The organism is Shewanella indica, from assembly GCF_033842865.1.
Lineage (GTDB): Bacteria > Pseudomonadota > Gammaproteobacteria > Enterobacterales > Shewanellaceae > Shewanella > Shewanella indica.
In genome coordinates this window covers 2,175,809-2,198,801 of sequence record NZ_JAWXXR010000001.1, presented here as the reverse complement: position 1 = coordinate 2,198,801, position 22,993 = coordinate 2,175,809, and the positions used below count along the sequence as shown (strand labels likewise).

The window sequence follows — 22,993 nt, the reverse complement described above, 5'->3', positions numbered from 1 at the left end:
AGAGCCAATGGAGATCTCAACATGAAGAAACGTTACACCGAAGAACAATCATCAAGGCCATCAAACAGCATGAGGCACCAGCGAATATCTCCCCTGAACGCCAGATTTGTACCTGGCCAAGACTGGCTTAAACTTAAAGAAATGGCCAACGCCGAGTAAAAGGAGATGCATCATGCGTACCCGACAAATCCTCTGTCCGGTCGACTTCTCTGAAGAATCCGAACACGCCCTGGAATATGCCATAGAGTTGGCGGCGCTCTATAAAGTGAAGCTGAGGCTGCTGCATGTGATAAGCAAAGCCTATGGCGAAGACATTACCACTCTACCCCATCACGAAGAGAACTTCGGCATAGTGGCCGTGACCCAAGCGCAGTTACAGCAACATATGCAGGCCTATGCTTCAGAAAAAATCCAAGCTCTGTTGCAGCAGTTGCATCCAGAGCAGCAGCTCGAGGTGCTTATCCGCCGCGGCAGCGCTGCCGGCCAAATCCTCGAAGAGGCCGAGAGCGCCGATGTGGGCATGATAGTTATCGGCTGTCATCAACGCACTGCGCTGGCCCATTGGCTGCTGCCCAGTGTCGCCGAGGAGATTATCAACAAGGCCAAGTGCCCTGTGATGGTAGTAAAGTAACCTTATCGGCTCAGAGTTTCACTTCACTGTAAGTGGTCCAGGCCAGCAAATTACCCATCTGCGGCACTATCCAGACCGCTGTCTTGTGATCCTGATAGACCCGGAAGTAGTAGATCTCCTCATCACGGATATCGTCTTTACGGATCTCGCGGTAGAAGTGCATCGCTGAGTCACTGACATTGTCCGGCTTGATGAGCTCTTTCTGATTCACTTTCACCTGGAACACATCCACCAAGGTGCCGGAAATCTCAGTGCGGTACTGGTGAAAATGGCCCCGCAGTTGATACTTTATCGGTGTGGTGATGCAATCCTGATCGGTAACACAAGCCGATGAATAAAACTGCCCCGAGTCTTTATTGTCGTAAACCAAGGATAGGCTGAGATCGGTACGCACCAAGAGTTCACCGGCAACCGGGAAATAGATATCCGCATGGTAGTTGTGCTCCACCAATTCGGCATTGTCTACCGCCGGTGGCAAAATAATACGGTTGTAGCGGATCCGTCGCTCCATCTCCTTACTCAGGGGCACAAACTCCTTCATGCTAAGACCGGCAGGTTTGGGATCTATGGCGGTGATATTGATGATACCATCGCCGTCACAGCCGGTTTCATCGGCACTGGGACAGATGGCAAAGGAGTAATTACGCCCATCCGAAGAGGCATAAGCGCTGAAATGCTTCAATCCGGGGATAAGATTTCCCTCAGGCGCCAGATGCTTTTGCCACATGGAAGGATGCAGCTGCTTGGCCTCATCACTGTAAAACAACTGCGCCGAGGCCAGCGTGCCGCCCACATTCAAAGGCAACTGCTTGTCGGCCCGCCAATGGCTCACCTGCTTGACCATCTCATGATAGTCACTGTAGTACCAGAAGAAGCCCACCAGCCCCAACAACAACAAAATCCCCAGGAGCTTTATCTTGAGCGACACACTCACCAAGGCAGTGCGGATAGCTTCACCATCTGAGATAGCCAGCATATGCACGTGCGACTGCTCGGAAATATTCAGCTGATAGCCACGGCGGGCAACCGTCTTGAGCTGAATTTCAGGATAGGGTTCCAGCTTTTTTCTGAGAATACTGATGCATTGAGTCAGAGAGGTCAGCGCCACCACCCGCTCCGGCCAACCTACAGCCAGCAATTCTTCTTTTCCAAACACGTTTCCCGGGGCAGACAACAGGTGTGACAATACCTGAGCCTCAGAAAACGACAGGACGATTTCTGAACCATCGCGTTGATCCAGCAAGTGTTTTGCCTTGGTATCCAACGCCAAATAGGGAGTCAGCTGTTGCATTGTCACTCCGAAAAGTCACTCCAGAAGATTTGACTGCCCCCATCAATGGGGGCCTGAGGATAGGTTATGAGTTTAACCTGAGTGCAACAGATAGAATGTGACAGCTATATCAATTAACAATTTGTTTTTGTTAAACAAAAAATATCTAATACAGCAGGCTCCAATAGCAGATTTACAGTAGTCGACGCTGAAAACTGTAGCGGCACAGCCAAGATAACAACAACAGCCAGCCAAAGAGTATTCCCAGTAACCAGGGCCAGGTCGGCACACCACTGGCCAAGCCCAGAAAACTTTGATTGAGCAGCCGAAACACACTGGCCGGGTTCAGCAGCATCAGCCACTGCAATCCCGCCTGACCAAGGGTATCGGCCGCTACCACGGCCAATACCAGTAAGGCCAGATCATAGAGCAGCACCAGCAGCAGCCAAAGCAGCATTAGCAGCGCCAGTGCCTGAGCCTTCTGTTTAACCTGCATGCTGACCCAGTAGCCTAACAGCATAAACACCAACCCGAGCAACCAGGCGCTGGCCAGTAAGAGGGTAAGAGCCGCGGGTAACTCAACTGTACGGTATTCCTGAGCCAATAGCGGCAGTAACCCCAAAGGCAAGCCAAACCCCAGCAACAAAGCCAGCAGCAAGGCGCCGCCCTGCCCCATCAGTTTACCGGCCAACCACTGACTGCGGCTCAAAGGGTAAGTCAGCAGTAATAATAAGGTGCCGGCTTCGGCCTCCCCCACCACGGCATCGAAACTCAATAGTAGCGCCAGCAGCGGCACCAGAAAAACGCTTAAGGTTAAAAGAGAATTGAACAGCTGCGGCAGTGCCTGCCAGCGAAACTCACCGCCTAAGGCTCCGGCGCCGAAAATAACTGCCGCCGCCAACAAGGCAAACAAGCAGCAAGCCGTTTGCAGCCAGCGGCTCCGCAGGCAATCTTTAAACTCTTTGGCGGCTACGATAAATAACGGATTAGGCCGCTGAGATGTCAATGCTTCATTTTCTCTGACCAGTTGCATCAGGCGGCCTCCCCGAATCTTTTGGGCGCAACATTTCGGCGATTTGAGTCAGACGGCGCCATAAAATGATGAAATAGTTCACCGAGCGAGGCCGGAGGCAACTGAAAGTCAAAGCAGCGGTATTGCTCCGTCAGTACGGCTATCGCATCCGGCACGCTGGCCTTAGCCAGTTTCAACCGGCCAGCGGAAAAACTCGGCCCCAGCACGGGATCGCCACTGAGCTCCAGCCGAGATGGCAACAGGATCTCTTGTGGTAAGTCAGCCTCTTGCCTCAGGTTATCCAAGCTTCCCAACGCCCGCATCCGGCCATTTGCCAACATGAGCGCCAAATCAAGATGCGGCTCAACCAAAGCCAGCTCATGGGTGCAAACCACTATGGTGCAGCCCTGCTGTTTCAGCGCCGCCAATTGAGCATACATGAGCGCCGAGGCCGAGGGGTCCAGGCCTACTGTCGGTTCATCGAGCAACAGTAATCTGGGGCGGCTCAGTAGTGCCTGCGCCAACCCAAGCCGCTGTCTTTGCCCCTTGGAGCACTGTCCCAACCTGCGTTTCACCAAGCCATCCAGTTCAAACTCAACCAGCAGCTCTTTGACCCTGGCCGCGTCTATACCCTTGAGCCCGGCAAAATAATTCAGCAGTTCGCCCAAAGGCATATTGTCGTAGAAACTGACATTCTCCGGCAGATACCCCACCTGCATAGGGCTTTCACCGGCGGCCTTACCGAGAATCTTCAGCTCGCCACCGGCGGGTTTAAGCAGCCCCAACAGCAGTTTGATCAGGGTCGATTTGCCGGCACCATTATGGCCCAGCAGCGCCAGTAACTTACCCTGGGGCAGCTGCAAACTGATATTCTCCAGCACAGGCCTGTCGCCACGAACATAGGCCAGTTGCCGACAATCAATGCTGGGCATAGCGGGTCTCCTCGTCACTCGGTTGCGAATTGGTTGTCATTTCTCGCTTCGTCTGAATCTCAATGGGTTGCAGCAAAGGAAAACTGTCGCGAATGCCGATATCCTCGGCCAGAGCCAACTGGCGCTGCAGCCAGCGCAGCAGGAGCACCACTGGGCTGTCCATCAACCATCTGGCCTCTGGATAAAGCCAAAACAGCCTGTCCAGGGCATCGTTGGGCAGATAGGGAGTATCACCTATGTCATCACCATCGAGATCCCAGCCCTGATAACTGCTCCAATAATTACCCTGTCCCATAAGGCTCCACTCCTGCGACTTACTGCCGACGTAACGCACCTGAGTCAGATTGTTTTCTATGTTGTTGCGCCACAGGCTATTACCTTCACCGCCCAAAGCGACACTTATGCCGGTATCACTGTCACTGAAATGGTTGTGGCTGATGCGGTTGTCGGCGGCACCATAGATAAACAGCCCCTTACCTTCACTGGCAATAGCGGGATCGCCCTTGGGGTTATGAATAGTGGTCACCCGGTTATGATGCACCTCGCTCTGCTGAGTCACATTGAGCAAGATACCAAAATCGATTGCGGCGCTGACTTGATTATGTTCCAGGGTGATCCCCTTGGAGCTCATCAGCGCATAGCCACCCTGTAACCATTTGGCGTTGTTGTTCCAGGCGCTGTCATTGCGGGTGTACATGTAGTGAATGCCATATTGCTGGCGGCTGAATTGATTGTGGCTGACCTGGCTGGCGTCGACGTTTTCCAGATAAATACCGTCGCGCACCGAAGCTATCTGATTGTGGTGCAGTTCGGGGGCCTCAACATATTTGAGAAAGATGCCGTCACCTCTGTCCAGCAGATAACGCCTGTCGTCACCGCTGATACGGCAATATTCCACTTCCGGACGCTTGAGCTGCTCGCCATGAATGCCAAATCCAGGCCCAGACAGCTCAAGCTGCAACAAGCGGACATCATCGGCCCCCGGCAACAGACGCACCCCGGAATCATGTTCATAGAGATCGCTGCCCCAGTTACGTATCTCAAGCCCCTGCAGGCGCACGCCTGCAGCCTTGATGGTCACGGCGCTACCTTTACCACCGGCATCGATTATAGTGCCGGGCTCGCCGACAATGGCGATCGCCTTGTCGATCATCAGCGGCCCCACATACTCGGCGGCAGAGAGAGTCAGTACCTCGCCTTCTCTCAGTGCATCTATACGTGCCTGCAGCGGGTTTTGGCTGCCAAGGCAGCCAAACGAGAGCAGCATCAGGGCCAGCAGGGTGCGTAACATCAACCTCAGTCGGCTCCTTCCAGCAGTTCCAAAGTGATCTCCTCATAGGCCAGTACCCGGCCACCCCAGGCTTCGGCGAAAGCCTGCGCCGCTTCCTTGGTTGAAAATGGTGCAACCGCCGGCCCCATCACTCCCTTCTTGCTGGTGCCATAAACATACCAAGCAGTGGTAGCATCGATAAAGGCGTTGTCATCCGGCTGTTCCCAGTCGGTAGTACCCATATCATGGACAAACATAGCCTTGATTCTACGCTGGTTTTCCGGTTGCAACGCAAAGCTGAACATGTCACGGCTGGAGCAGAACTTGGGCACAGCATCACTGTCTTTGAGCATAAGTTGCCCCTTGGGTCCAGGGTATTTGGTGATCATCATGCCGCACATATGGCACTTGTCATGCTGTTCCAGATGCTGGGCGTGAGTTTCCTGATTGTGGCTCTGCGCCGGAGAGCATCCGGACAGCCCCATTAACAGGATAGGAATAGCGATAGCCAAAAGTGTCTTTTTCATCTTTCTCTCCAATCAACAGATTCAACACCTCGCCGGGGCCTTGCAGGGACAACCCATTGGGCGAGGGTTGAAAAAATCATTCGAGTCGGCTGCGGGCGTTGGCAATGGCATATTGCAACGCCTCACGGTCCAACTGCTCATTGCTACTGTCGAGCAGCAGTTGCCAATGGCCTATAGCCTCGGCATATCTTTGGTTAAGGAAGGCATCATTGGCCAGCAACAGCCGGGTGCCGGGATCGGCGTTATCCAGCGCCAGGGCCTGTTCGACCCAATCCTGGGATTCCGGCAGCCACTGGCGTTGATCTCGGTAATAGGCGGCTTCGGCCAACTGCCCCAGTAAGGCGGCACTCTTGCCCTGAAGTTGCAAATGCTGCTTCAAGGTAGCTACCGCATCCAGATACATGCCGCCGCGCACATAGGCCTGCGCCAGCTGTTGCATCAGGCTGGTGTCTTGTGGCGCCTCGGCACTGGCGCGCCGAAGCCGGACAATTTCGGCAGCCAACAGATAATCTATGCTGTCGTCGGCTTCGGCCAACTGCCAATCGTTATAACGGCCGGTATAGGAGTAAGTCCCAAGACTCAGACCTATGATCAGCAGCGGCAACAGACTCCAGTGCCATAGAGCCGGTACGACCCTATCTCCGCGGCAGGTTTGCCACTGATAAAGGGCAAACAGGCTCATAAATGCCAGACTCAGCAGGGCCAGTCCCAACCAAAGCGGGTTAGCCATAACGCCTCCTGTCAACTGTGGCCAGGCATTGGATACTTGCTGTCTTTACCCGGCTGCTCGACCTTGACCAGCTCGACTTCAAACACCAGAGTGGCCTGCGGCGGGATCACCCCGGGAGCCTGCTCGCCATAGGCCAGTTTGGCAGGGATCACGAAGCGAAACTTGGAGCCTTCGGGCATGAGTCTCAGGCCCTCTTCCCAGCCGGGGATCACTGTCATCAGCGCAAAACGGCCGGCGGCCTTGTTGGTACTGCTGTCCTCAAATACTGTGCCGTCGATAAGCTTACCGACATAGTTGACCGTCACCACATCTTCAGGATTAGGCTTCTTGCCCTTCCCCATGCTCAGCACTTCGTACTGCAAGCCACTGTCAGTGACCTTAACGCCGGACTTTTTCTTGTTCTCGGCCAGGAAAGCTTCGCCGGCCTTGAGGTTATCCTCAGCCAGTTTATCGAAGCGGGCTTCTCTTTCTTCGTTGAGAGCAATGGCTCTTTGGTTGAGTAGATCCAGGATCTGTTCATCTGTCAGTTGCTGCTTATCTTTAAGCGCATCGGTAAAGCCGGTAACCAGCAGCTCCATATTGACTTCGGCGCCCAGCTCCAACTGTTGATAAACCTGGCCCGATATATAGTTGCCTACAGAGGCACCCAGTGCGTAGGAGGTCTTGTCTGTCTCTGTCTTCAAGTCGGCCGCCAGTGCGGGCAGGCTCAGACAAAGAGAGAGGGAAATAGTAGTAGCAAGTTTTTGTAATTTCATGGTTTTCATCCTGCAATTTCTAAATTTAATGCCCAAATAATCTATTCTCAAGGACGCTCAATCGGTCGTCCCGAGATGCGCCAGCCATAGATACCATCCGGCATCTGTCTGACATCGGTATAACCCAGTTTCATCACCTCTCTGGCGGCCACGTTGCTGGCAGTACAGAGGCGGTTGGCACAGTAAAACACCATGGTGGTGTCCTTGTTTTCCGGCAACAAGGTCTTCCAGTTGTTGACGTTGAAGTAGATGGCGCCGGGAATGAAGCCATCACCCCATATCTCCAGGGTGTTGACGTCATAGAAAATCACCCCGGGCTGGCTGAGCAGCATCTCGGCCTCACGCATGGAGATCTGGTTGAGTATCTCTTCGTGGTAGGGAGCCGGAACCAGATCTCCGCCACCGCCTGCCAGCACCGCCGGTGCCGCAACCATAAATGCCAGCGGCAGCAGGGACTGTTTCAGCGCCTGTTTCAATGAGAGTCGAACTCGCATCTTTATCCTCCATTAAAGGCTCCGGACGAGCGCCCGGAGCCTGAGTTGCCAAATTACAGCGAGGCTGTCTTGGTGCCTTTGCCGTCGGCGATGGCTTCAGCCTGAGTCACATAAGTGACCGCTGCATCCATACGCTTGCGGGCATAACGGGGGGCGTGAACACCCCAGGAACCGTCTTTACGAATAAACTCGACTATGTCGCGAGCCTTGTCGGTCAACAGCAGTACCTGAGTCTTGTCTTCGATAGACAGTTTGTTCTTGGCGACCTTGCGATCGACACGCTTGAGCGCATCTTCCACTTTCGCCAGGCTGTCTTTGACAGGTGTCTGCCACTTCATGACCTTGCCGTAGATCTCTTTCTGATCCTTGAAGTGCAGGCCCTTGCTCAGTTCGGACTGGAACTGGCTGTGACAACCCTTACGCTCAACCACATCGTGGTCAGAGATAGAGGTACGGGCACAGGTCCACATCAGGTCGAGATAGCCATGGCCATTCTCATCCTGAGCCACAGTCCAGCCTTTGGTGGTGGACTTACGAGGTTGACCTTCAGGAGGATTCAGAGTCTTGCGATCCGGGCTGACATCAATCTTCCACAAGTGAGACTTACGCACTGCGTCGAAGCCGGCCATATCCGGGTATTGAATCGCGGTGAAGTTTTCACAGCTACCCATGTTCGGCATGTGACAGCTGGTACAGCTGTTCTTGGCGTGAGTGCCGGTGTTGGCAGCCATTTCGGCCTGAACCTGGTGACAGTCAACACAGTCTTTCTTGATTGCTGGCTTGGTGTAACCGGATTTCCAGTCGTTACCTGTTACTTCATGTGGATCGTGACAGGTAGAACAACGCATGCCCTTGTCATAGTGAGAAGACATGAACATCTGTGAACCTTCGGTACCACAAGATGGGCAAGAAGACTTCATCTTGACGTTGAAGGCATATTCCAGCTTTTCCTTGCCTTGCTCGGTTTCGGCCAGTTCGTCAATATAGTTGAAACGCTGGTGACAACGTTCACAGTTGGAAGGCATACCGCCGCCGTTACCACCGTCCAGGTGACCACCGGCGCCGTGACACTCTTCACAAGCAATACCGCGGCTGATGGTGTGTTCCTGCAGTTTCTTGGGATCGCCAAGGGCATCCAGATATTCCTGCTTGTTCTTGAAGTCAAACTTGAAGCTATGACACACTTCGCAGTAGGAACTGGCAGGCTGGAACAGGAACTCTTTCTTATACTTGGCACCGTAGGAGGTCATACCCCACTGGTGAGAACCACTGGCGCCGAAGTCTTCCATCTTGGTTGGGAAGTCAGGAATAACCTTCTGAATCTTCTTGGCCATTTCCGGGGTCAACCATTCGGCCCAACCACGGGAGAATTGGTTACCACCGGCAACCATGGTACCTGTACCATCTTTCAGCAGACCGCCTTCAATGTGGTAGGAACCACGCACCAGGAAGCTATCGATATAGCCATACTTGGTTCTTGGAGTACCTACAGTGGCGTAAATAGCATCCGGAGTAATGCCGTCCGGCAATATGGAAGCATCAGAACCATACAGCTTTTTCTTCAGATCATTGTCCACTTCCGGATGCTCACCGGGGAAACGTATGGTCTGGGCGTGACGGGAACGCTGCCACTTCTCATACTGCACCGCATGACACTCACCACACTTCTCAGGGCCAACAAACTTATTGGGGAAGTCAAGAATAGACTTGGCAGCCAAACGATATTGCACCGCAGAAGGGCGTCCCACCCGTTTGCTGTACTTCTGGCTGTTACCTTGATCCATGTATTCTTCACCGCGGTCACTGACCTTATACATACCAATGAGGCGGCCTTCTTCCTGATACTTGAACACAGGGTGATTCTGGAACAGGTAATCGAACAGCTCTTTCTCCTGAACGATATAATCCTGCAGTGTTTTGACGCCGTTTACCTTTTCCATGCCGTTGGGATTGGCGATCACTTTTTGTGCCGACTCTCCCATCTGCTTATTGCCGTGACCTGGTTTATCTGCCGCGAGCGCACCAGCCCCGCTGACGGCAGTTAAACAAAACAACATACTGAGTGTTGTCCTTTGTTGCCATCGTCTCATCATATACTCCTGAATTTGTCGTCGGTTATTTCACAAACGAACTTGTTATTGCCGGCTTGACCGGTCACGACTCATTCTTCATATGTGCAAGGACAAAAATCTGCGCCAGAGCACAGCCCGCCCCCGCTTGAGAACTCAAGAAAGCAACACCTTACATTTATCTTTTAAAACAATAGCTTTAATCTTTAACAACAGAACTATTCAGTTCTTTTTTTGAGCGTTTTATTTCTCAAAAAACCTCAAAACCCCGGCTGAAAATTGAAAAATGCCGCGCCGGCAAACATAGGCTGATAAAGGCGCGACAGATCACAGAGCCAAAGGGGTAATAACCCTAGTCTCAGTGCCATAGATCCATTCCCGGGGCTTCCCGGCAAAACAAAAGAGAGCGGCCATGTTTTCCATCACCATGTTGCCCGAACTGGGACACTTCCTGCTGATCCTGAGCGGCAGTTGTGCCTTATTTGGCGCCTTGCTTGCGCTGCTCAAATATCGCATTCCTCGGTTCGAATGGCCGCTGCGACCGCTGTTGCTGGGGCAAGCGCTTGGGCTGACCGGCGCCGTACTCATGCTGGCACTGGCGTTTATCCTCAACGACTTCTCTGTGGCTTATGTGGCCAACAACTCCAACTCGGCCCTGCCGCTGTTTTATAAAGTGGCCGCAGTTTGGGGCAGCCATGAAGGGTCTTTGCTGTTTTGGATGACAGTAATGGCACTATGGGCCTGGCTGGGACTACAGAGGCGCTCGCAAGATCACAACTATCTGTTGATGCTGCACGGCAGTTGTTCAGCGATTCTCAGCGGCTTTATCTTCTTTATGTTGCTGTACGCCAACCCCTTTGCCCGTCTACTACCGGAAGTGCCGATAGAGGGACGCGATCTCAGCCCCATGCTGCAGGACATAGGCCTTATCCTGCACCCGCCGCTGCTGTTTCTCGGTTATGCAGGCCTTGGGATCTGTTTTTGTATTGCGCTGGCATTGCTTGTCAGCCAAAAGTTCAGCGCCGCCCGCCTTGGCAGGCTCAAGCGCCATCTGCTGCTGACCTGGGTGTTTCTCACCGCAGGTAATGCCCTGGGCTCCTGGTGGGCCTATAACGAATTGGGGTGGGGCGGATGGTGGTTCTGGGATCCTGTGGAAAATGCCGCCTTTATTCCCTGGCTGGTGACCACAGGCGCGCTACACTGCTTGCTGATCAAAAACCACAACCCCTTGGCCCAGCTCTCGGCCCTGGCGCTGGTGCTGCTGGGCTTCAGTCTGTGTCTGCTGGGTACCTTTATTGTTCGCTCCGGCATTATTCAGTCTGTACATGCGTTTGCTGCCGATCCGGATCGAGGAGTCATCATACTCCTGTTACTGCTACTTTATGGTGGCGCCGGATTCACCCTATTTGGCCTCAGATGTCGCCATCACTGGCAGCCGGGCAAGCTGGCACCACTTGGCCGGGACGGTCAGCTGTTGCTCGGTAGCCTGATCCTGCTGACCATGGCGCTGACTACCTTGCTGGGCACCCTTTACCCACTTTTCTATCAGGCAATTGGCCTGGGAAGTCTGTCAGTAGGGGCGCCCTACTTTAATACCCTGTTTGTGCCCATGCTGGCGCTGCTGCTCTTGCCCATGGCGATAAGCACCCTGCCGTATATGGCGCCGAGGCGCCTGGGGCTACTGGCGCTGGTCACTGTAATTGCGACCGCACTGGCGCTGTTTTTTAAAGGCAGGCTCGACCCTTGGTTACTGGCAGGCGGTGCGATGAGCCTCTTTCTACTCTGCACTCTGCTGCTTTATCTGTTGCCGCTGGGCCAGATTGCCGGCAAACGCCGCAGTATTCCCATGCTGCTGGCTCACACCGGCCTTCTTATCAGCATCATGGGCGCGACCGGAGTCAGTTGTTTCGAGCAGCACTCTCTGCTGCGTATGGGGCCGGGCCAAGGCAGCATTCTGGGTGACTACACCTTTATCTATGAGCAAACCCGCTTGCTGGACAAACCTGCCTACAGAGGTGAACAGGCCGTGATTCGGGTAGAGCACAATGAGCAACTGCTTACTTACCTTTATCCGGAACGCCAGGAATTCAACTCCAACGGCATGTCACTGTCCCAGGCTGCTATCCACCGTGGGGCCTTTGGTGATCTCTATGTCTCCATGGGCACCCAACTGAGCGATGAAGAATTTTTGGTGCGCCTCAGCATCAAACCATTGGTGAGTTGGATCTGGCTCGGTGGTGCCTTGATGGCCATTGGTGGCCTACTGGCCCTCGGAAACCGACGTCAACGCCGGCCGCAAACCGATTTATTAACCGCCTCAGGGAGACTTCAACATGATTAAGCTAATGCTACTTGGATTATGGCTCAGCTTTGCTTGCGCCGAAGCCCAGGCGACCGACATGGATATAGCCCGTCTCAGCATAGATATCTCCAAAGAACTGCGCTGCCCCATGGCCACCAACCAAAACCTGTTTGAGTCGGAAACCGCCATTGCCAGTGAGCTCAAAGCACAGATCTACTTGATGCTGCAGCAGGGCAAGAGCCGGGAGCAGATCCTCGACTTTATGGTAGAACGCTATGGCGAGCAGATCCGTTATCAACCCTCGCTGAACGCAGGCACAGCACTGCTATGGCTGGGACCTGTCATCTTGTTACTGGTATTGCCCGGCATGCTGCTGTTTTTCGGCCGCAGCAACAATCCATCCCCACACGATCAGGAGAATCCATCTTGAGATCTTACTTGCTTCTATGTCTCGCCCTGTTGCTGCCGCTATCGGCCCAAGGGGGCATAATGCAGCACAAGGCTTATCACACAGGGGAACCTGTACCAAACAAGCCTATGATTATGCGTGAATTTGTTGAAATGCAGCACGCCAGAAAGGTGGCCAAGGTGACCTTTGCCGATCTACAGGGTAACCCCAAGACCTTGGCTGAATACCAAGGACGTATGGTGCTGTTGAATCTTTGGGCCAGCTGGTGTCCACCCTGTCTGCGTGAGATGCCGGCGCTGGCCAAGCTACGCAGCAAACTGCAGGGCAGCAGTATCCAAATAGTGCCGCTGTCGATAGATGAAGATCCGGCTGCTGTGGCACCTTTTCTGGCCAAGCATGAACTCAAGTTGGATGACAGCTGGATAGACAGCAAAAAAGAGATAGAGAAGATCATGCCGGCCAATGTGGTTCCGGCGACTTATGTTTTTGATCCCAATGGGAACTTAGTCGGCTTTATCCGCGGCTATCTGGACTGGGACGACCCGGATATCGCCGACTATCTGTTGCGCTTTGCCGCCAAGTATCAAACGCTGGCCCAAAGCAAAGCGAAACAGTAAATAGTGCAACCGTCCCGGAGCATCTCCCCAAGTCACTCCGGGCAACTCTTTGGCAAAGAACCATGTGACTTCTCCGCCCACACTTTTTGCCCGCTTTCCCGTCACGCACGCCTCTTTTGTCGGGAAAGCCTTTTTCTCAGAAACGATCGAAACTCACCTCTACCGGAACCCCCTCAATCGCCAAAGGCAGATTCTGATGCAAAGCAAGCGTAATCTTGAGTGCCGGTTTGTCCCCGTCAAAAGGACCGGACAGCTGCTTGGGCACCTTGCCCACTAACTGGGTCGGCTCTTTGATTTCGGCGCGGATTAGGGTGCCATTGGGCAATTTGACACTGGCCTGCTGCCCCTGAGCAACATAGTCAAGATACTCAGGCGCCAGATAACATACCAGATAACATACCACCACAGGCTGTGCCCGCCCCGATAACCAAAGCATAGGCTGCTGCTCGGCTATGGCTTCCCCCCGCTGCACCAAAACATCGGCTACCCGGCCGGCAAACGGCGCCTGCAAGGTCAATTGCTGACGTTTGGCTTGCAGCTCCGCCAGCTTTAACAACAGGCTGTTGCGGCTCTGGGCTATTACACCAGCCTCCCGTTCTTGTTGTTGCAACTGCCTTTGCTGCAACAACTCGGCCCGGGCCTGTTCCAGCGCCATTCTGGCACTGGTATGGGCTTGCATCACTGCCGCCATATCTGCAGTGGGAACCACCCCTTGCTTACGGAATGACTCAAACTGCGACAGTAGTTCATCCTGACGCTTTACTCCCTGTTCAGCCACCAATATCCGCTGTTCAAGTTGCCCCAAAATAGCCTGATCCTGTGCCTGCGATGGCGGTGTCAGCTCGGCCAACTGGCGCTGTAACTCGTCAATGCTGGCGTCCAGACCGGCATCGGCTATGCGCCCGAGCGCCTGACCCGGCTCCACCTGAGAACCAGGCCGCACTGAAAGCTCCAATAATCTGCCCTTCTGCATAGCCCGCATCTCCAGCGGCTCTGAGGTCAAGATTCCCGGCGCCAGCACAAACAGGCTCGGACGCAGCAACACCCAAAGCAACAGGACCACTGGGGCAATAACCAGTAATAGCAACAGATACCAACGCCATTTCATTCCGCCCCGTTTCGCCGGGGCGTAGTCCACCTTCAAACCTTGATCTCGTGTAGGTTGTTGCGCCTTGGCGGCCGCTTGGTAAGTCACTTTCACTAAAATTTTCTCCCTCGTTTCAGCACCCACCAAGGAGCCATGGAACTCTCTTCATGTGAACGTCTAACTGCTTCATTAATCAGGGCAAATAAGCTGACACTACGCATAAACAAGGCATAGAAGGGATAAAGGGGCAACCAGAGCAGCAACCTTAAATCCTGCCGCGGCCGCTCGGAAATCGCCAACAACACCAACAAATAGAAAAACAACAAAAAAGACAAATAGGCCAAATAGATAGTCAGCGTAATTATTGTCAAAAACTGCCAGGGATACGCCAGCGCTATCCCGAAACTGTAAAGCAGGATGACAAAAGGCATCAGCACATTTTGCATAACACCGTAAATCAGCGTAAAAGCGAAAGTAGCGCCCCCCAGAAGCCTTGGAGAAAAAGCCGGCCAGTGCTTGCGAAAGTAGAGAAACAAAAGGTCGCCATCCCAACGCAACCTTTGCCAGACAAGCGTCTTGAGATCCATGGGGGCATCGGTATGCCCAATAGCCAGCGTAGCAAAGGGAATGCGCCAATTGGGGTGACGGCCAAAGTACTGTTTTAATCTCAACGTTAGATCCAGATCCTCGGCGGTATGGGTATCCCAGCCGCCAATTTTGACCAGCACATCACGACGAAAGGCGCCGAAAGCCCCAGAGATATTATTTAGCAGATTCCAGTGCCCAAGGCCCGTCTTCCCCCCCTGCATGGAGATCAAGTATTCAATCGCCTGCATCCGGGTCCACAGCGAATCATTGACATTGCGTACCCGCAAAGCACCGCCGACGGCAGGCACATTGGGATCGGCGAACAGCGGCACGATTTGAGAAACCATATCATTGTCGAAAGAGGTATCGGCATCGGCATTAATCACCAACTCACCGCTGGCTCTGGCCAGACCTGCATTTGAAGTCGAAACCCGACCGCCACGTTGCCACTTGGGCAACACGATAATCTCCCGTCCAGGGCGACGGCATTCAGCTGCGGCTGCTTTGGCAACTGCAAAAGTTTCGGCGTTTTGTACCGCGCCATCAACCACGGCAATGATCTCCATCTCCCCTGGATAGTCCTGTTCAACTAGGGTGACTATGGTTTGCCGCACCGCTTCTTTCTCGGCGTAGCAAGCAATGATGCAACTAACCTTGGGCCGATAAGCCTTTTGAACCTTGGGACGACGAAATGTTCGCCAATGCCAGCCGATGACGCCTGAAACTACGATCAACATCAATGGTATTTCATAGAGGAAAATCATCGGCACCAGCCAGAGAAACAGACTGACGTCTGTGGCAAGCTTGTGCCAAATATCCAGGCTCATAAAAGCTAGGGTATTGAACTCACTCACCGTCCAATACCTCGGCCTGCTGCAGACGACTGGCCAACCAGGACTCAACTTCAGTATCAAGTTGTTGATCCGGCAGGCTGATTGCCTTGAACCTGAGTCTCAGCTCCCCTTCAGGCACACTGTCATTAAGCCGCTGCAGCTTTTGCTTCAATGCCGGTAACTGTGACTCGCCGGTGTAAGGCAATAGTAATAAGACACCTTGGTCATCATGGCTATTGCAGGCGTCCGTTACCCGCACCAGGCTCAATAATCGCTGCTTGAGCGCATCGAGTAAGGCTAACGAACGGGTTTCTCCGCTGCCGGCCAGATCTGGCGCCAACGCCTCCAGCTCCAATACCAGCAACAGATGCTCATGATCATGACGCAGCGCCAGCTGATTGTGCCATTGCAGCAACCAGAGGAAATGGGCCCGACTCATCTGTTCGCCAAGCGCGGCAAGCAGTTGTTGCTGCACGCCATAGCGCACCAGTTCTCTTCCCTGCTCTGCCAATTCATAGTCAACAATACGATATATGCTCAATTCGTCCGGTTGATGCCCATGACCACAGTGCAGACAAACTGCTTCGACTTTAGCTTCCAAAAACAAGCTATTACAGCTATTACAATGCTGGTTTTCTATCGGTCTATCATAATCGACACCTATATGCCGCAGCCGCTGCAAACAGTTGGGGCAACTAAGTCCGCTACTACGACCGAAGGCTTGCTGATTATCCACATGACCACAGTTAAAACAGTGCAAACTGGTCTGCATATCAATTTCTATGCTGCGGCACTGGGGACAGAGATCGATATAGTTGAGATGTCCTGAATGACACTTACAGCACAGTCTAATCCTGTCCCTCAACTTGGTGGGTGCCAGCCAATGCCGGTTCATTAATTTATTTAATAGGGTCTGACTTTCCTTCGCTGAATCAGTCAATATCTGCAGCAGTGGATACTCATAAAGATGTGGCTTTTCCGGCGTAGCCACAGGTTGCAAACTATATTCAGGGAATAGCCACATAAAACTCAACAGCCGATAACTGACATCATCCCGGCTGGGTAATTTAATTAATTTCTTCCTTTGCCAATAATTTTCCAACTCTTGTTTGAAGTCAGACTGAAATAAACCATTGGCCAGATAATCAGATAAAAGGCTTGGCGTTACCACCTTGATCATGGCCATAAAAGTCGATGGCTGTTGCCTCAACAGAATAAGCGCTTGGTCCTGAATTCCTGTCGGCAGATTCAGGCAGATGGCATCATAAGCAAGCCCGGTATCCAAGAAACCAAAAACATCATTAAATTCTTCAAAATCATTGCCATATAATTCTTCACCTCTATCACCAATCCAACAAGGAATGGCCTGCGCCTCAACATGGATATCTGCTCTGGTAATAGACATATAAATCCCGGCAATGATAAACCCGCCAATGATAAGAGGAAAAACCTCGGCTAAGTTCATACAATTTAATTAGACAAAAATGAAATTCAACAAATGGGGATTATATAGACAATGAAGAAAACCGCCAATATTTTGACAAAAAAACCGTAATTACCACCAAAACCACTTAAACCAACCTTTAATTGATCATGTTTTATAATAACCTCACAAAATATAATCAACAGAGCTAATCAATACACCTGTTTTTATTTTCCAACGTATCAAGCTGTATCGACCAATTCAGTTTCAAAACCATCCACTTTTATATCCTGTTGTTTGCCACTGATGGGATCAATAAAGCGCAACCGACAAGCCATAAGTTTGAGGGGCTTATTGAAGTTATCTTCGCTCCTGGGCTGCAACTCAGGGTAAAACCTGTCGTTCAGCAGTGGCATTCCAAGACTCTGCATATGCAGCCTGAGTTGGTGAGTCTTACCGGTAATTGGACTTAGACTGAACAGCCCCATATCGCCATTAACGGCGATGAGACTGATTTCCGAGTGACTGTTGGCCTCCCCCTCGGCCAAGCGCATGATAAAACTGGGCTCGCCCTTGATGAGGCGATTTTTCACTGTCCAGTGCAGCGGCAGGCTAAGTTCACCAGTTGCCAATCCCGCCTGAAGCTCTGGCGTCAGCCGCGCCAGCGCCTGGTAGTCCTTGCGTATCTGGCCTTCACGGAACAGCGCATGATAGGCATGCCGGGTTTCGGGATCTGTGGACATCAGCATGACTCCGGCCGTTTCTCTGTCCAGCCTGTGTGCCGGCGCTATGGTTTCTATCCCGGTGCGGCGCCTTAACCTGTGCACCAGGCACTCGTTGACATAGTTGCCGCTGGGAGTCACAGGCAAAAAGTGCGGTTTGAACACCAGAATGCTGTGTTCGTCCTGAAACAAGATCCGCTCTTCAAAAGGGATCCGGGTTTCTTTGGGGACTTCACGGTAATAGTAGACCCTGGCGGTAGGCCGATAAGGGGTATCGGCCTGGATAGGCTCGCCATTTTGCCAGTGTACCTTGCCGGTTGCGACCCGCTCACGCCAGACATCCGCATCGATGCGGCTGAAATGGTCGATAAGAAAGGCCAATACAGTGGGCTTATCGGTCACATCCCTTGGCAAGACAACATAGGAGGGCTGTGCGGCTCTGTCTGTTTGGCTCATAACTCTTCCGGCAAAATAAAAAATGGCGACTCGGGGCCGCCATTCTACTCTATCTGCCTCAGATTATTCGAGGCGAGTACACTCAAAGCTGCTGCTGAACATGGGACTTAATCAACTTGAGCACAAAGTCCATGGTCTTGTGGCAATCAGGTTGATTCAACAACAGCTGTTTGTCCTTGTTGTATAAGGGCAAAACCTCCAACCAACGCTGGCTCACCCAGGCGGCATCATCCAGATGCACTTCTGATGAGTAGAGCCCGCGCAAATCCGGGTTGACCTCATAAAACTGCTCCAGTGCCGCGCTGATAAGGGTGAACTCGCCCCGAATAGGCTCCTCGGCCCAGTTGGGACAATCCATTACTTTTGCCAGCCAGCGGCCATCTTTTTCCTGTTTGGCGGACAGGACTTTGACCCTTTGCTTGCCTTCCAGGGTGATACTCAGCGAGTCATCTTCGAGCTGATTGAAGTCGATGAGCTCGCAGCGAGTGGCAATGGGAAAACTGGGCGGCATGGCAACGTTATTACGCATTCCGAAAGCCAGCGGATATTTCCCCTTCAGGACATCGGCCACCATGCTCAAGGTAATGGGGTCAAGGATCCTGATCTCAAGCCGTCCACCTGGCAACAACAAGGCATCATAGGTCAGTAACGCCATTTCCTGTGTATGCATAGCAACCTCCTTCCCCTCGGGGAGTGAGCAACCGAAAGCGAACCTGAGGTTCAACATTCGTTTTAAAGTCTAGCAGTTGCTGAAATTTCATCCATTGGCAATTTAGGCTAGTCCTTAGATCTGCTAATGAGTTAGACAGGCGTTGAGTGGATTTTGTTGCAAGCGTATTTATAGAAGCTCCAGCCTTTGGGCTATTTTGCCGCCGAGAAATACCTCGGCAAATTCATCAGCCAATCTGTTACTCATATCGGCGGCGCGGCGCCAATATTGAATTCGACTGGCACTATCCAAGGTTTCAAAGTCCTTGCGATCTGGAATTTTGCCATAGGGTAACGAAGCGACAAACTCCTCTGTGGGTGCCAACACCAAAGCATTGTGATAACGGCGCTTGGCCCGGCGCCAAGGCAAGGATTTATCGAACCATCCCGGCGCCATATGGGGGTAAAAATGCGGATACAGGGTCAACCCCGGCGCCCATGACAGCGGCAGGTCGAAGTGGTAATCGGTGATGCCGCCATCATAGAAGTGCCCGTTGGTCACGCCGCGGATTTCGGTTACCGGTGACAGCAGCAACGGAATAGAACCTGTAGCCAGCAACACGGCTTCGATATTGTCACTACTGAGCAAGGCGCTGTCTCCCGGGAGATCTTTCAACTGAGCGAAGGGGGAACCCTCAATGGCAGAGGCGAATACCAGACGCTCAAAGTGCCACCCCAAGGTGCGGCGACTGACAAGGTTGGTCATGGCGGTAGCGCCCAGGCCTGCCGCCAGCGCCAACTTGCTGCCGGCGCGGTTCAAGTGACGGGCGCGGCATACCACTATGTGACTGCGAATATGCGGCTGTTTGAGGATCTCTTCGGCGCCGCTGGTGCCTAAAATCCCGCTGACTATACCGCGGACCTGGCGGCTGACCTCTTCCCGGCTCGGACGGGTTTCATAGCGCTGGCCTATGTAAAGTTGTTCCAATCTTTGATAAGCCGCCAGCGGATCTGCCTGAGCCAGACAGGCCAAACGCCAGGCGCCAGATGAAGCGCCAAGAGTGTAAAGCGGAGTCTGCCTCTGTTTGAAAAACTCACCAAACAGGTATTTATCTAGCCCGGCAATCCCCAGCCATTTGGGACCACCGGATGCCGCCAATAGTTGAGTAAAATGCTCGGGTTTTAATCCCTGTTCCATCAATGTCTGATGGGCGTCTGTACCGGCAAGAAATCGTAAGTTAGCCAAAAAGTCACTCCCTGAGCCGCAAAAGTCACAGGCAAGATACCGCAGCCTTGCACGGCAACCAAGTTTGACTCAGTATTTCCCCTCCTCCCGACGGCTCCGAAAACGGCCGGGATAGCCCTTGTTTAAATGTCCAAGAAAACGCTCGAAAGACAGATTTGAAAGTAGAGATAGTCATAAATAGGCTGTTAACTCAAAAACTACTGTATAAATAAAAGCAAAACAGACAATTAAACCCCAAACAAACCCAATATCAGCACCATATCGCCAAAATAGGCAGCTCCCCAAACCACCAAGTTCAGGAAAAAATTTTCTCGAAAAAACCAAATGTTTCTAGAACGCTGCGCTCTGAGTTATCACTTTTACGTCTAAATGCATCAATTGTAACAATGCTACTATCCGCGCAATAAAAATGCAGTTTTGAATCATTCAAGAGGTCGTATGCGCTTAGCTCTTATTTCACTGGCAGTGGCGAGTCAACTGACTGTTCCTGCCGTCTTTGCTGCCGAAGAGCAGCCCAGTATCGAAACCATCTCCGTCATAGGTTCACGTATCGCCCTGCGGACCGCCACCGACAGCGTGGCACCGGTCGATATCATTACGGCCGAACAACTTGAAGCCACTGGCATGACGGAAACCGCCAAGGCGCTGCAGTTTGCCGCACCTAGCTACAGCTTCCCCTTCTCCTCGGTCACCGATGGCTCAGATGCGGTGCGTCCCGCCAGTCTGCGCGGCCTGTCACCGGACCATACCCTGGTGCTGGTTAACGGCAAACGCCATCATGGCTCGGCACTGGTCCACCTCTCAGGGACTGTGGGCAAGGGCTCCTCCAACGTCGACCTGAACGCCATCCCTATGACGGCCATCAAACGCATCGAAATTCTTCGTGATGGCGCTTCGGCCCAATATGGCTCTGACGCCATAGCCGGGGTGATCAACGTAGTGCTCAAAGACAACAGTGAAGGTGGCATGGTATCGGCCCAAGCCGGTCAAACCTATCAGGGTGATGGCGAGCAGTGGCGTGTCGGCCTCAACCACGGCCTCAGCATAGGTGACACTGGCTTTGTGAATCTGTCGCTGGAAGCACATCACAAGAACAGCACCAATCGCGCCGGTTTGGATCCGCGTCAGCAATATCCATTGCTAGCCGATGGCAGCCCGGATCCCCGCGAACAAACCGTTAACCGCAAGAATCACCATGTGGGTGACGCCGAATATGACAACCTGGGGTTGTTTCTCAATGCCGCTCAGGAGTTTGCCAATGACAGCAAACTGTACGCCTTCGGTGGCTTGAGCCAGCGCGAGACCCGCTCCGGCGCCTTCTTCCGCCGTCCACTGGATAGCCGCAATGTTACCGAAATCTATCCCGATGGTTTCCTGCCGCAGATAACCCCCAAGATCACAGATCAGTCGCTGCTGCTGGGTTATGAATTTAACCTGGGCGAGTGGCAGTTGGATGCCTCGGCCGGATACGGCAAGAACCGCTTTAAGTACCGGGTCGAGAACACACTCAACGCCTCTTTGGGCCCCGGCAGCCAAACCGAATTCAACGCAGGTACCCTGTCCACCGAAGAGTGGAACCTGACTCTGGATGCCTCACGTTACTTCGACTTTTACAATGACTCAGAGCTCCTGGTCGCTATGGGCACAGCCTGGCGCCAGAACGCTTATCAGGTGGAAGCCGGAGAGCAAGCCTCTTATATCAATGGCGGTTATCAGAACAAGGCCGGTGGCAGCCAAGGCTTCGGCGGCTTTACCCCAGAATCGGCGGTAGATGAGGATAGAGACAACATAGGTGTCTATCTCGAGGTGGAAAACCAACTGACCGACGACTTCTACTGGGCCGCCGCGGTGCGCTATGAAGACTATTCCGACTTTGGTGACAACACCAGTTGGAAGCTGGCAGCCAGATACGATCTGACCGACAACCTGGCACTCAGAGCCACTGCCAACACCGGCTTTCGTGCCCCCAGCGTGCAGCAGTTGTACTTCACCAATATCTCGACCCTGTTCAACCCGGATCCCGTGACAGGCCAGCTGGTACCGACCGAGTCGGGCACCTTCAACAACCTGTCTTCCGTGACCCAGGCGCTGCAGGTAGGCAAGCTGCAACCCGAGTTGTCAGAGTCCTTCAGCCTGGGATTGGTATACACCAATGATTCCGGTCTGGCGGTGACTCTGGATGCCTATCAGATCAGCATAGATGACAGAATCGTGCTCTCCAGCTCACTGACACCAGCCGACTCCCAGGTGGTGGCAGATGCACTGGCCGGTACCAACGCCGAGTCGGCACGCTTCTTTATCAATGCCGTCGATAGCCGCACCCGAGGTGTGGATCTGGTGGTGACCCAGGACTTTGATCTCGGCAGCTACGGCGATCTGCGCGCCAGCCTGGCCTATGCCTATAACGACACGGAAATCCGCGATATTCATCTGCCAAACCTTCTGGATGGCCTGGAAGACCAGCTGTTTGACCGTATAGAGCAGACCCGGATGACCAAGGCCAATCCGAAGAACACAGGTAACCTGGGGCTGACCCACAGCCTGGGCGACTTCAAGACCAATCTGCGCCTGAGTTACTTTGGCCCCTACACCATAGGTTATTCCCGTGAAGACGTGGAGTACGACGGTAAGTTCACCGTGGATCTGTCGCTGACCTATGCGGCCACAGATAGCCTGAGCTTCACCGCCGGGGTGCAGAACCTGTTCGATACCTATCCGGAAAAACGTCCGGACGACAACAACTTCAACGGGATCTTCGTCTACCCCTTGACCAACACACCTTTTGGTTTCAACGGCGGTTACTACTTCCTCGAAGCCAGATACAGCTACTGATTTACCGGGAAACACATTTGCAGGGAAACATATTTGCAGGGAAACATGGGGGCCGGCGATATCGCCGGCCTTTGTGCTTTTTGGCGCTGATGCCGCTGATATCTGCCGCTTGGCAACTCAAGCGCCTGTAGGCGCCTGCT

20 protein-coding genes are annotated in these 22,993 nt (G+C 53.0%); 5 read left to right on the top strand and 15 right to left on the bottom strand.

Annotated features, from left to right (window positions below):
- Positions 1-172: 172 nt before the first annotated feature.
- Entirely contained in the window at positions 173-631 is a 459-nt protein-coding gene (locus SIL79_RS09955) for a universal stress protein (protein WP_144360896.1), read from the top strand.
- Between the two features lie 10 nt (positions 632-641).
- Here the strand turns inward: SIL79_RS09955 and SIL79_RS09950 are convergent, their stop codons facing one another.
- From SIL79_RS09950 to SIL79_RS09910, 9 genes are all read right to left on the bottom strand, one after another.
- Positions 642-1,922: a winged helix-turn-helix domain-containing protein gene (locus SIL79_RS09950; RefSeq protein ID WP_071475494.1), complete on the bottom strand. Its 1,281-nt coding sequence runs from the start codon at positions 1,920-1,922 to the stop codon at positions 642-644.
- Positions 1,923-2,094: 172 nt separating this feature from the next.
- Complete coding sequence (locus SIL79_RS09945; protein WP_071475495.1) at positions 2,095-2,934, bottom strand: ABC transporter permease subunit; 840 nt, start codon at positions 2,932-2,934, stop codon at positions 2,095-2,097.
- Positions 2,934-3,845, bottom strand: coding sequence for an ABC transporter ATP-binding protein (locus SIL79_RS09940; RefSeq protein ID WP_052248298.1), 912 nt, complete (start codon positions 3,843-3,845; stop codon positions 2,934-2,936). The genes SIL79_RS09945 and SIL79_RS09940 overlap by 1 nt, the downstream gene beginning before the upstream one ends.
- Complete coding sequence (gene nosD / locus SIL79_RS09935; protein WP_071475496.1) at positions 3,832-5,136, bottom strand: nitrous oxide reductase family maturation protein NosD; 1,305 nt, start codon at positions 5,134-5,136, stop codon at positions 3,832-3,834. Before nosD ends, SIL79_RS09940 begins: the two co-directional genes overlap by 14 nt.
- A 5-nt stretch (positions 5,137-5,141) precedes the next feature.
- A complete protein-coding gene (locus SIL79_RS09930; RefSeq protein WP_039036059.1) occupies positions 5,142-5,642 on the bottom strand; it encodes a nitrous oxide reductase accessory protein NosL in 501 nt (166 codons plus the stop codon).
- Positions 5,643-5,718: 76 nt separating this feature from the next.
- Positions 5,719-6,372: a tetratricopeptide repeat protein gene (locus SIL79_RS09925; protein WP_251767381.1), complete on the bottom strand. Its 654-nt coding sequence runs from the start codon at positions 6,370-6,372 to the stop codon at positions 5,719-5,721.
- An 11-nt stretch (positions 6,373-6,383) separates the two neighbouring features.
- Complete coding sequence (locus SIL79_RS09920) at positions 6,384-7,136, bottom strand: FKBP-type peptidyl-prolyl cis-trans isomerase (protein ID WP_144360894.1); 753 nt, start codon at positions 7,134-7,136, stop codon at positions 6,384-6,386.
- 38 nt (positions 7,137-7,174) lie between these two features.
- Complete coding sequence (locus tag SIL79_RS09915; RefSeq protein WP_226684573.1) at positions 7,175-7,561, bottom strand: rhodanese-like domain-containing protein; 387 nt, start codon at positions 7,559-7,561, stop codon at positions 7,175-7,177.
- 113 nt (positions 7,562-7,674) lie between these two features.
- Complete coding sequence (locus SIL79_RS09910; RefSeq protein WP_039036055.1) at positions 7,675-9,711, bottom strand: cytochrome c; 2,037 nt, start codon at positions 9,709-9,711, stop codon at positions 7,675-7,677.
- A gap of 391 nt (positions 9,712-10,102) precedes the next feature.
- On the opposite strand from SIL79_RS09910, the gene SIL79_RS09905 reads away from it, so the two are divergent.
- Genes SIL79_RS09905 through SIL79_RS09895 form a run of 3 tightly spaced genes read left to right on the top strand, consistent with a single transcriptional unit; the run spans position 10,103 to position 13,018 of the window.
- Positions 10,103-12,031, top strand: a complete 1,929-nt coding sequence (locus SIL79_RS09905; protein ID WP_208148765.1) for a heme lyase CcmF/NrfE family subunit — start codon at positions 10,103-10,105, stop codon at positions 12,029-12,031.
- Entirely contained in the window at positions 12,024-12,422 is a 399-nt protein-coding gene (locus SIL79_RS09900) for a cytochrome c-type biogenesis protein (RefSeq protein ID WP_071475497.1), read from the top strand. Before SIL79_RS09905 ends, SIL79_RS09900 begins: the two co-directional genes overlap by 8 nt.
- The gene (locus tag SIL79_RS09895) at positions 12,419-13,018 is read left to right on the top strand and encodes a TlpA family protein disulfide reductase (protein ID WP_039036054.1); all 600 of its coding nucleotides are present in this window, start codon (positions 12,419-12,421) and stop codon (positions 13,016-13,018) included. The genes SIL79_RS09900 and SIL79_RS09895 overlap by 4 nt, the downstream gene beginning before the upstream one ends.
- A gap of 136 nt (positions 13,019-13,154) precedes the next feature.
- Here SIL79_RS09895 and SIL79_RS09890 read toward each other — a convergent pair whose 3' ends face one another.
- The 6 genes from SIL79_RS09890 to SIL79_RS09865 form a co-directional block, all read right to left on the bottom strand.
- Positions 13,155-14,219: an HlyD family secretion protein gene (locus SIL79_RS09890; protein ID WP_319619223.1), complete on the bottom strand. Its 1,065-nt coding sequence runs from the start codon at positions 14,217-14,219 to the stop codon at positions 13,155-13,157.
- Positions 14,219-15,547, bottom strand: a complete 1,329-nt coding sequence (locus tag SIL79_RS09885) for a glycosyltransferase family 2 protein (RefSeq protein WP_071475499.1) — start codon at positions 15,545-15,547, stop codon at positions 14,219-14,221. Before SIL79_RS09885 ends, SIL79_RS09890 begins: the two co-directional genes overlap by 1 nt.
- Positions 15,540-16,931 (bottom strand): TackOD1 domain-containing metal-binding protein, encoded by a 1,392-nt coding sequence (locus SIL79_RS09880; protein ID WP_319619222.1) that lies wholly within the window; start codon positions 16,929-16,931, stop codon positions 15,540-15,542. The genes SIL79_RS09885 and SIL79_RS09880 overlap by 8 nt, the downstream gene beginning before the upstream one ends.
- A gap of 260 nt (positions 16,932-17,191) precedes the next feature.
- Positions 17,192-18,127: a pseudouridine synthase gene (locus tag SIL79_RS09875; protein ID WP_071475501.1), complete on the bottom strand. Its 936-nt coding sequence runs from the start codon at positions 18,125-18,127 to the stop codon at positions 17,192-17,194.
- An 82-nt stretch (positions 18,128-18,209) separates the two neighbouring features.
- Complete coding sequence (locus SIL79_RS09870; RefSeq protein WP_039034803.1) at positions 18,210-18,797, bottom strand: LON peptidase substrate-binding domain-containing protein; 588 nt, start codon at positions 18,795-18,797, stop codon at positions 18,210-18,212.
- Positions 18,798-18,965: 168 nt separating this feature from the next.
- A complete protein-coding gene (locus tag SIL79_RS09865; protein WP_319619221.1) occupies positions 18,966-20,021 on the bottom strand; it encodes an alpha/beta hydrolase in 1,056 nt (351 codons plus the stop codon).
- 438 nt (positions 20,022-20,459) lie between these two features.
- Here SIL79_RS09865 and SIL79_RS09860 point away from each other — a divergent pair, with 438 nt between their 5' ends.
- On the top strand, positions 20,460-22,853 hold the full coding sequence (locus SIL79_RS09860; RefSeq protein WP_319619220.1) for a TonB-dependent receptor plug domain-containing protein: 2,394 nt from the start codon (positions 20,460-20,462) through the stop codon (positions 22,851-22,853).
- Positions 22,854-22,993: the final 140 nt, after the last annotated feature.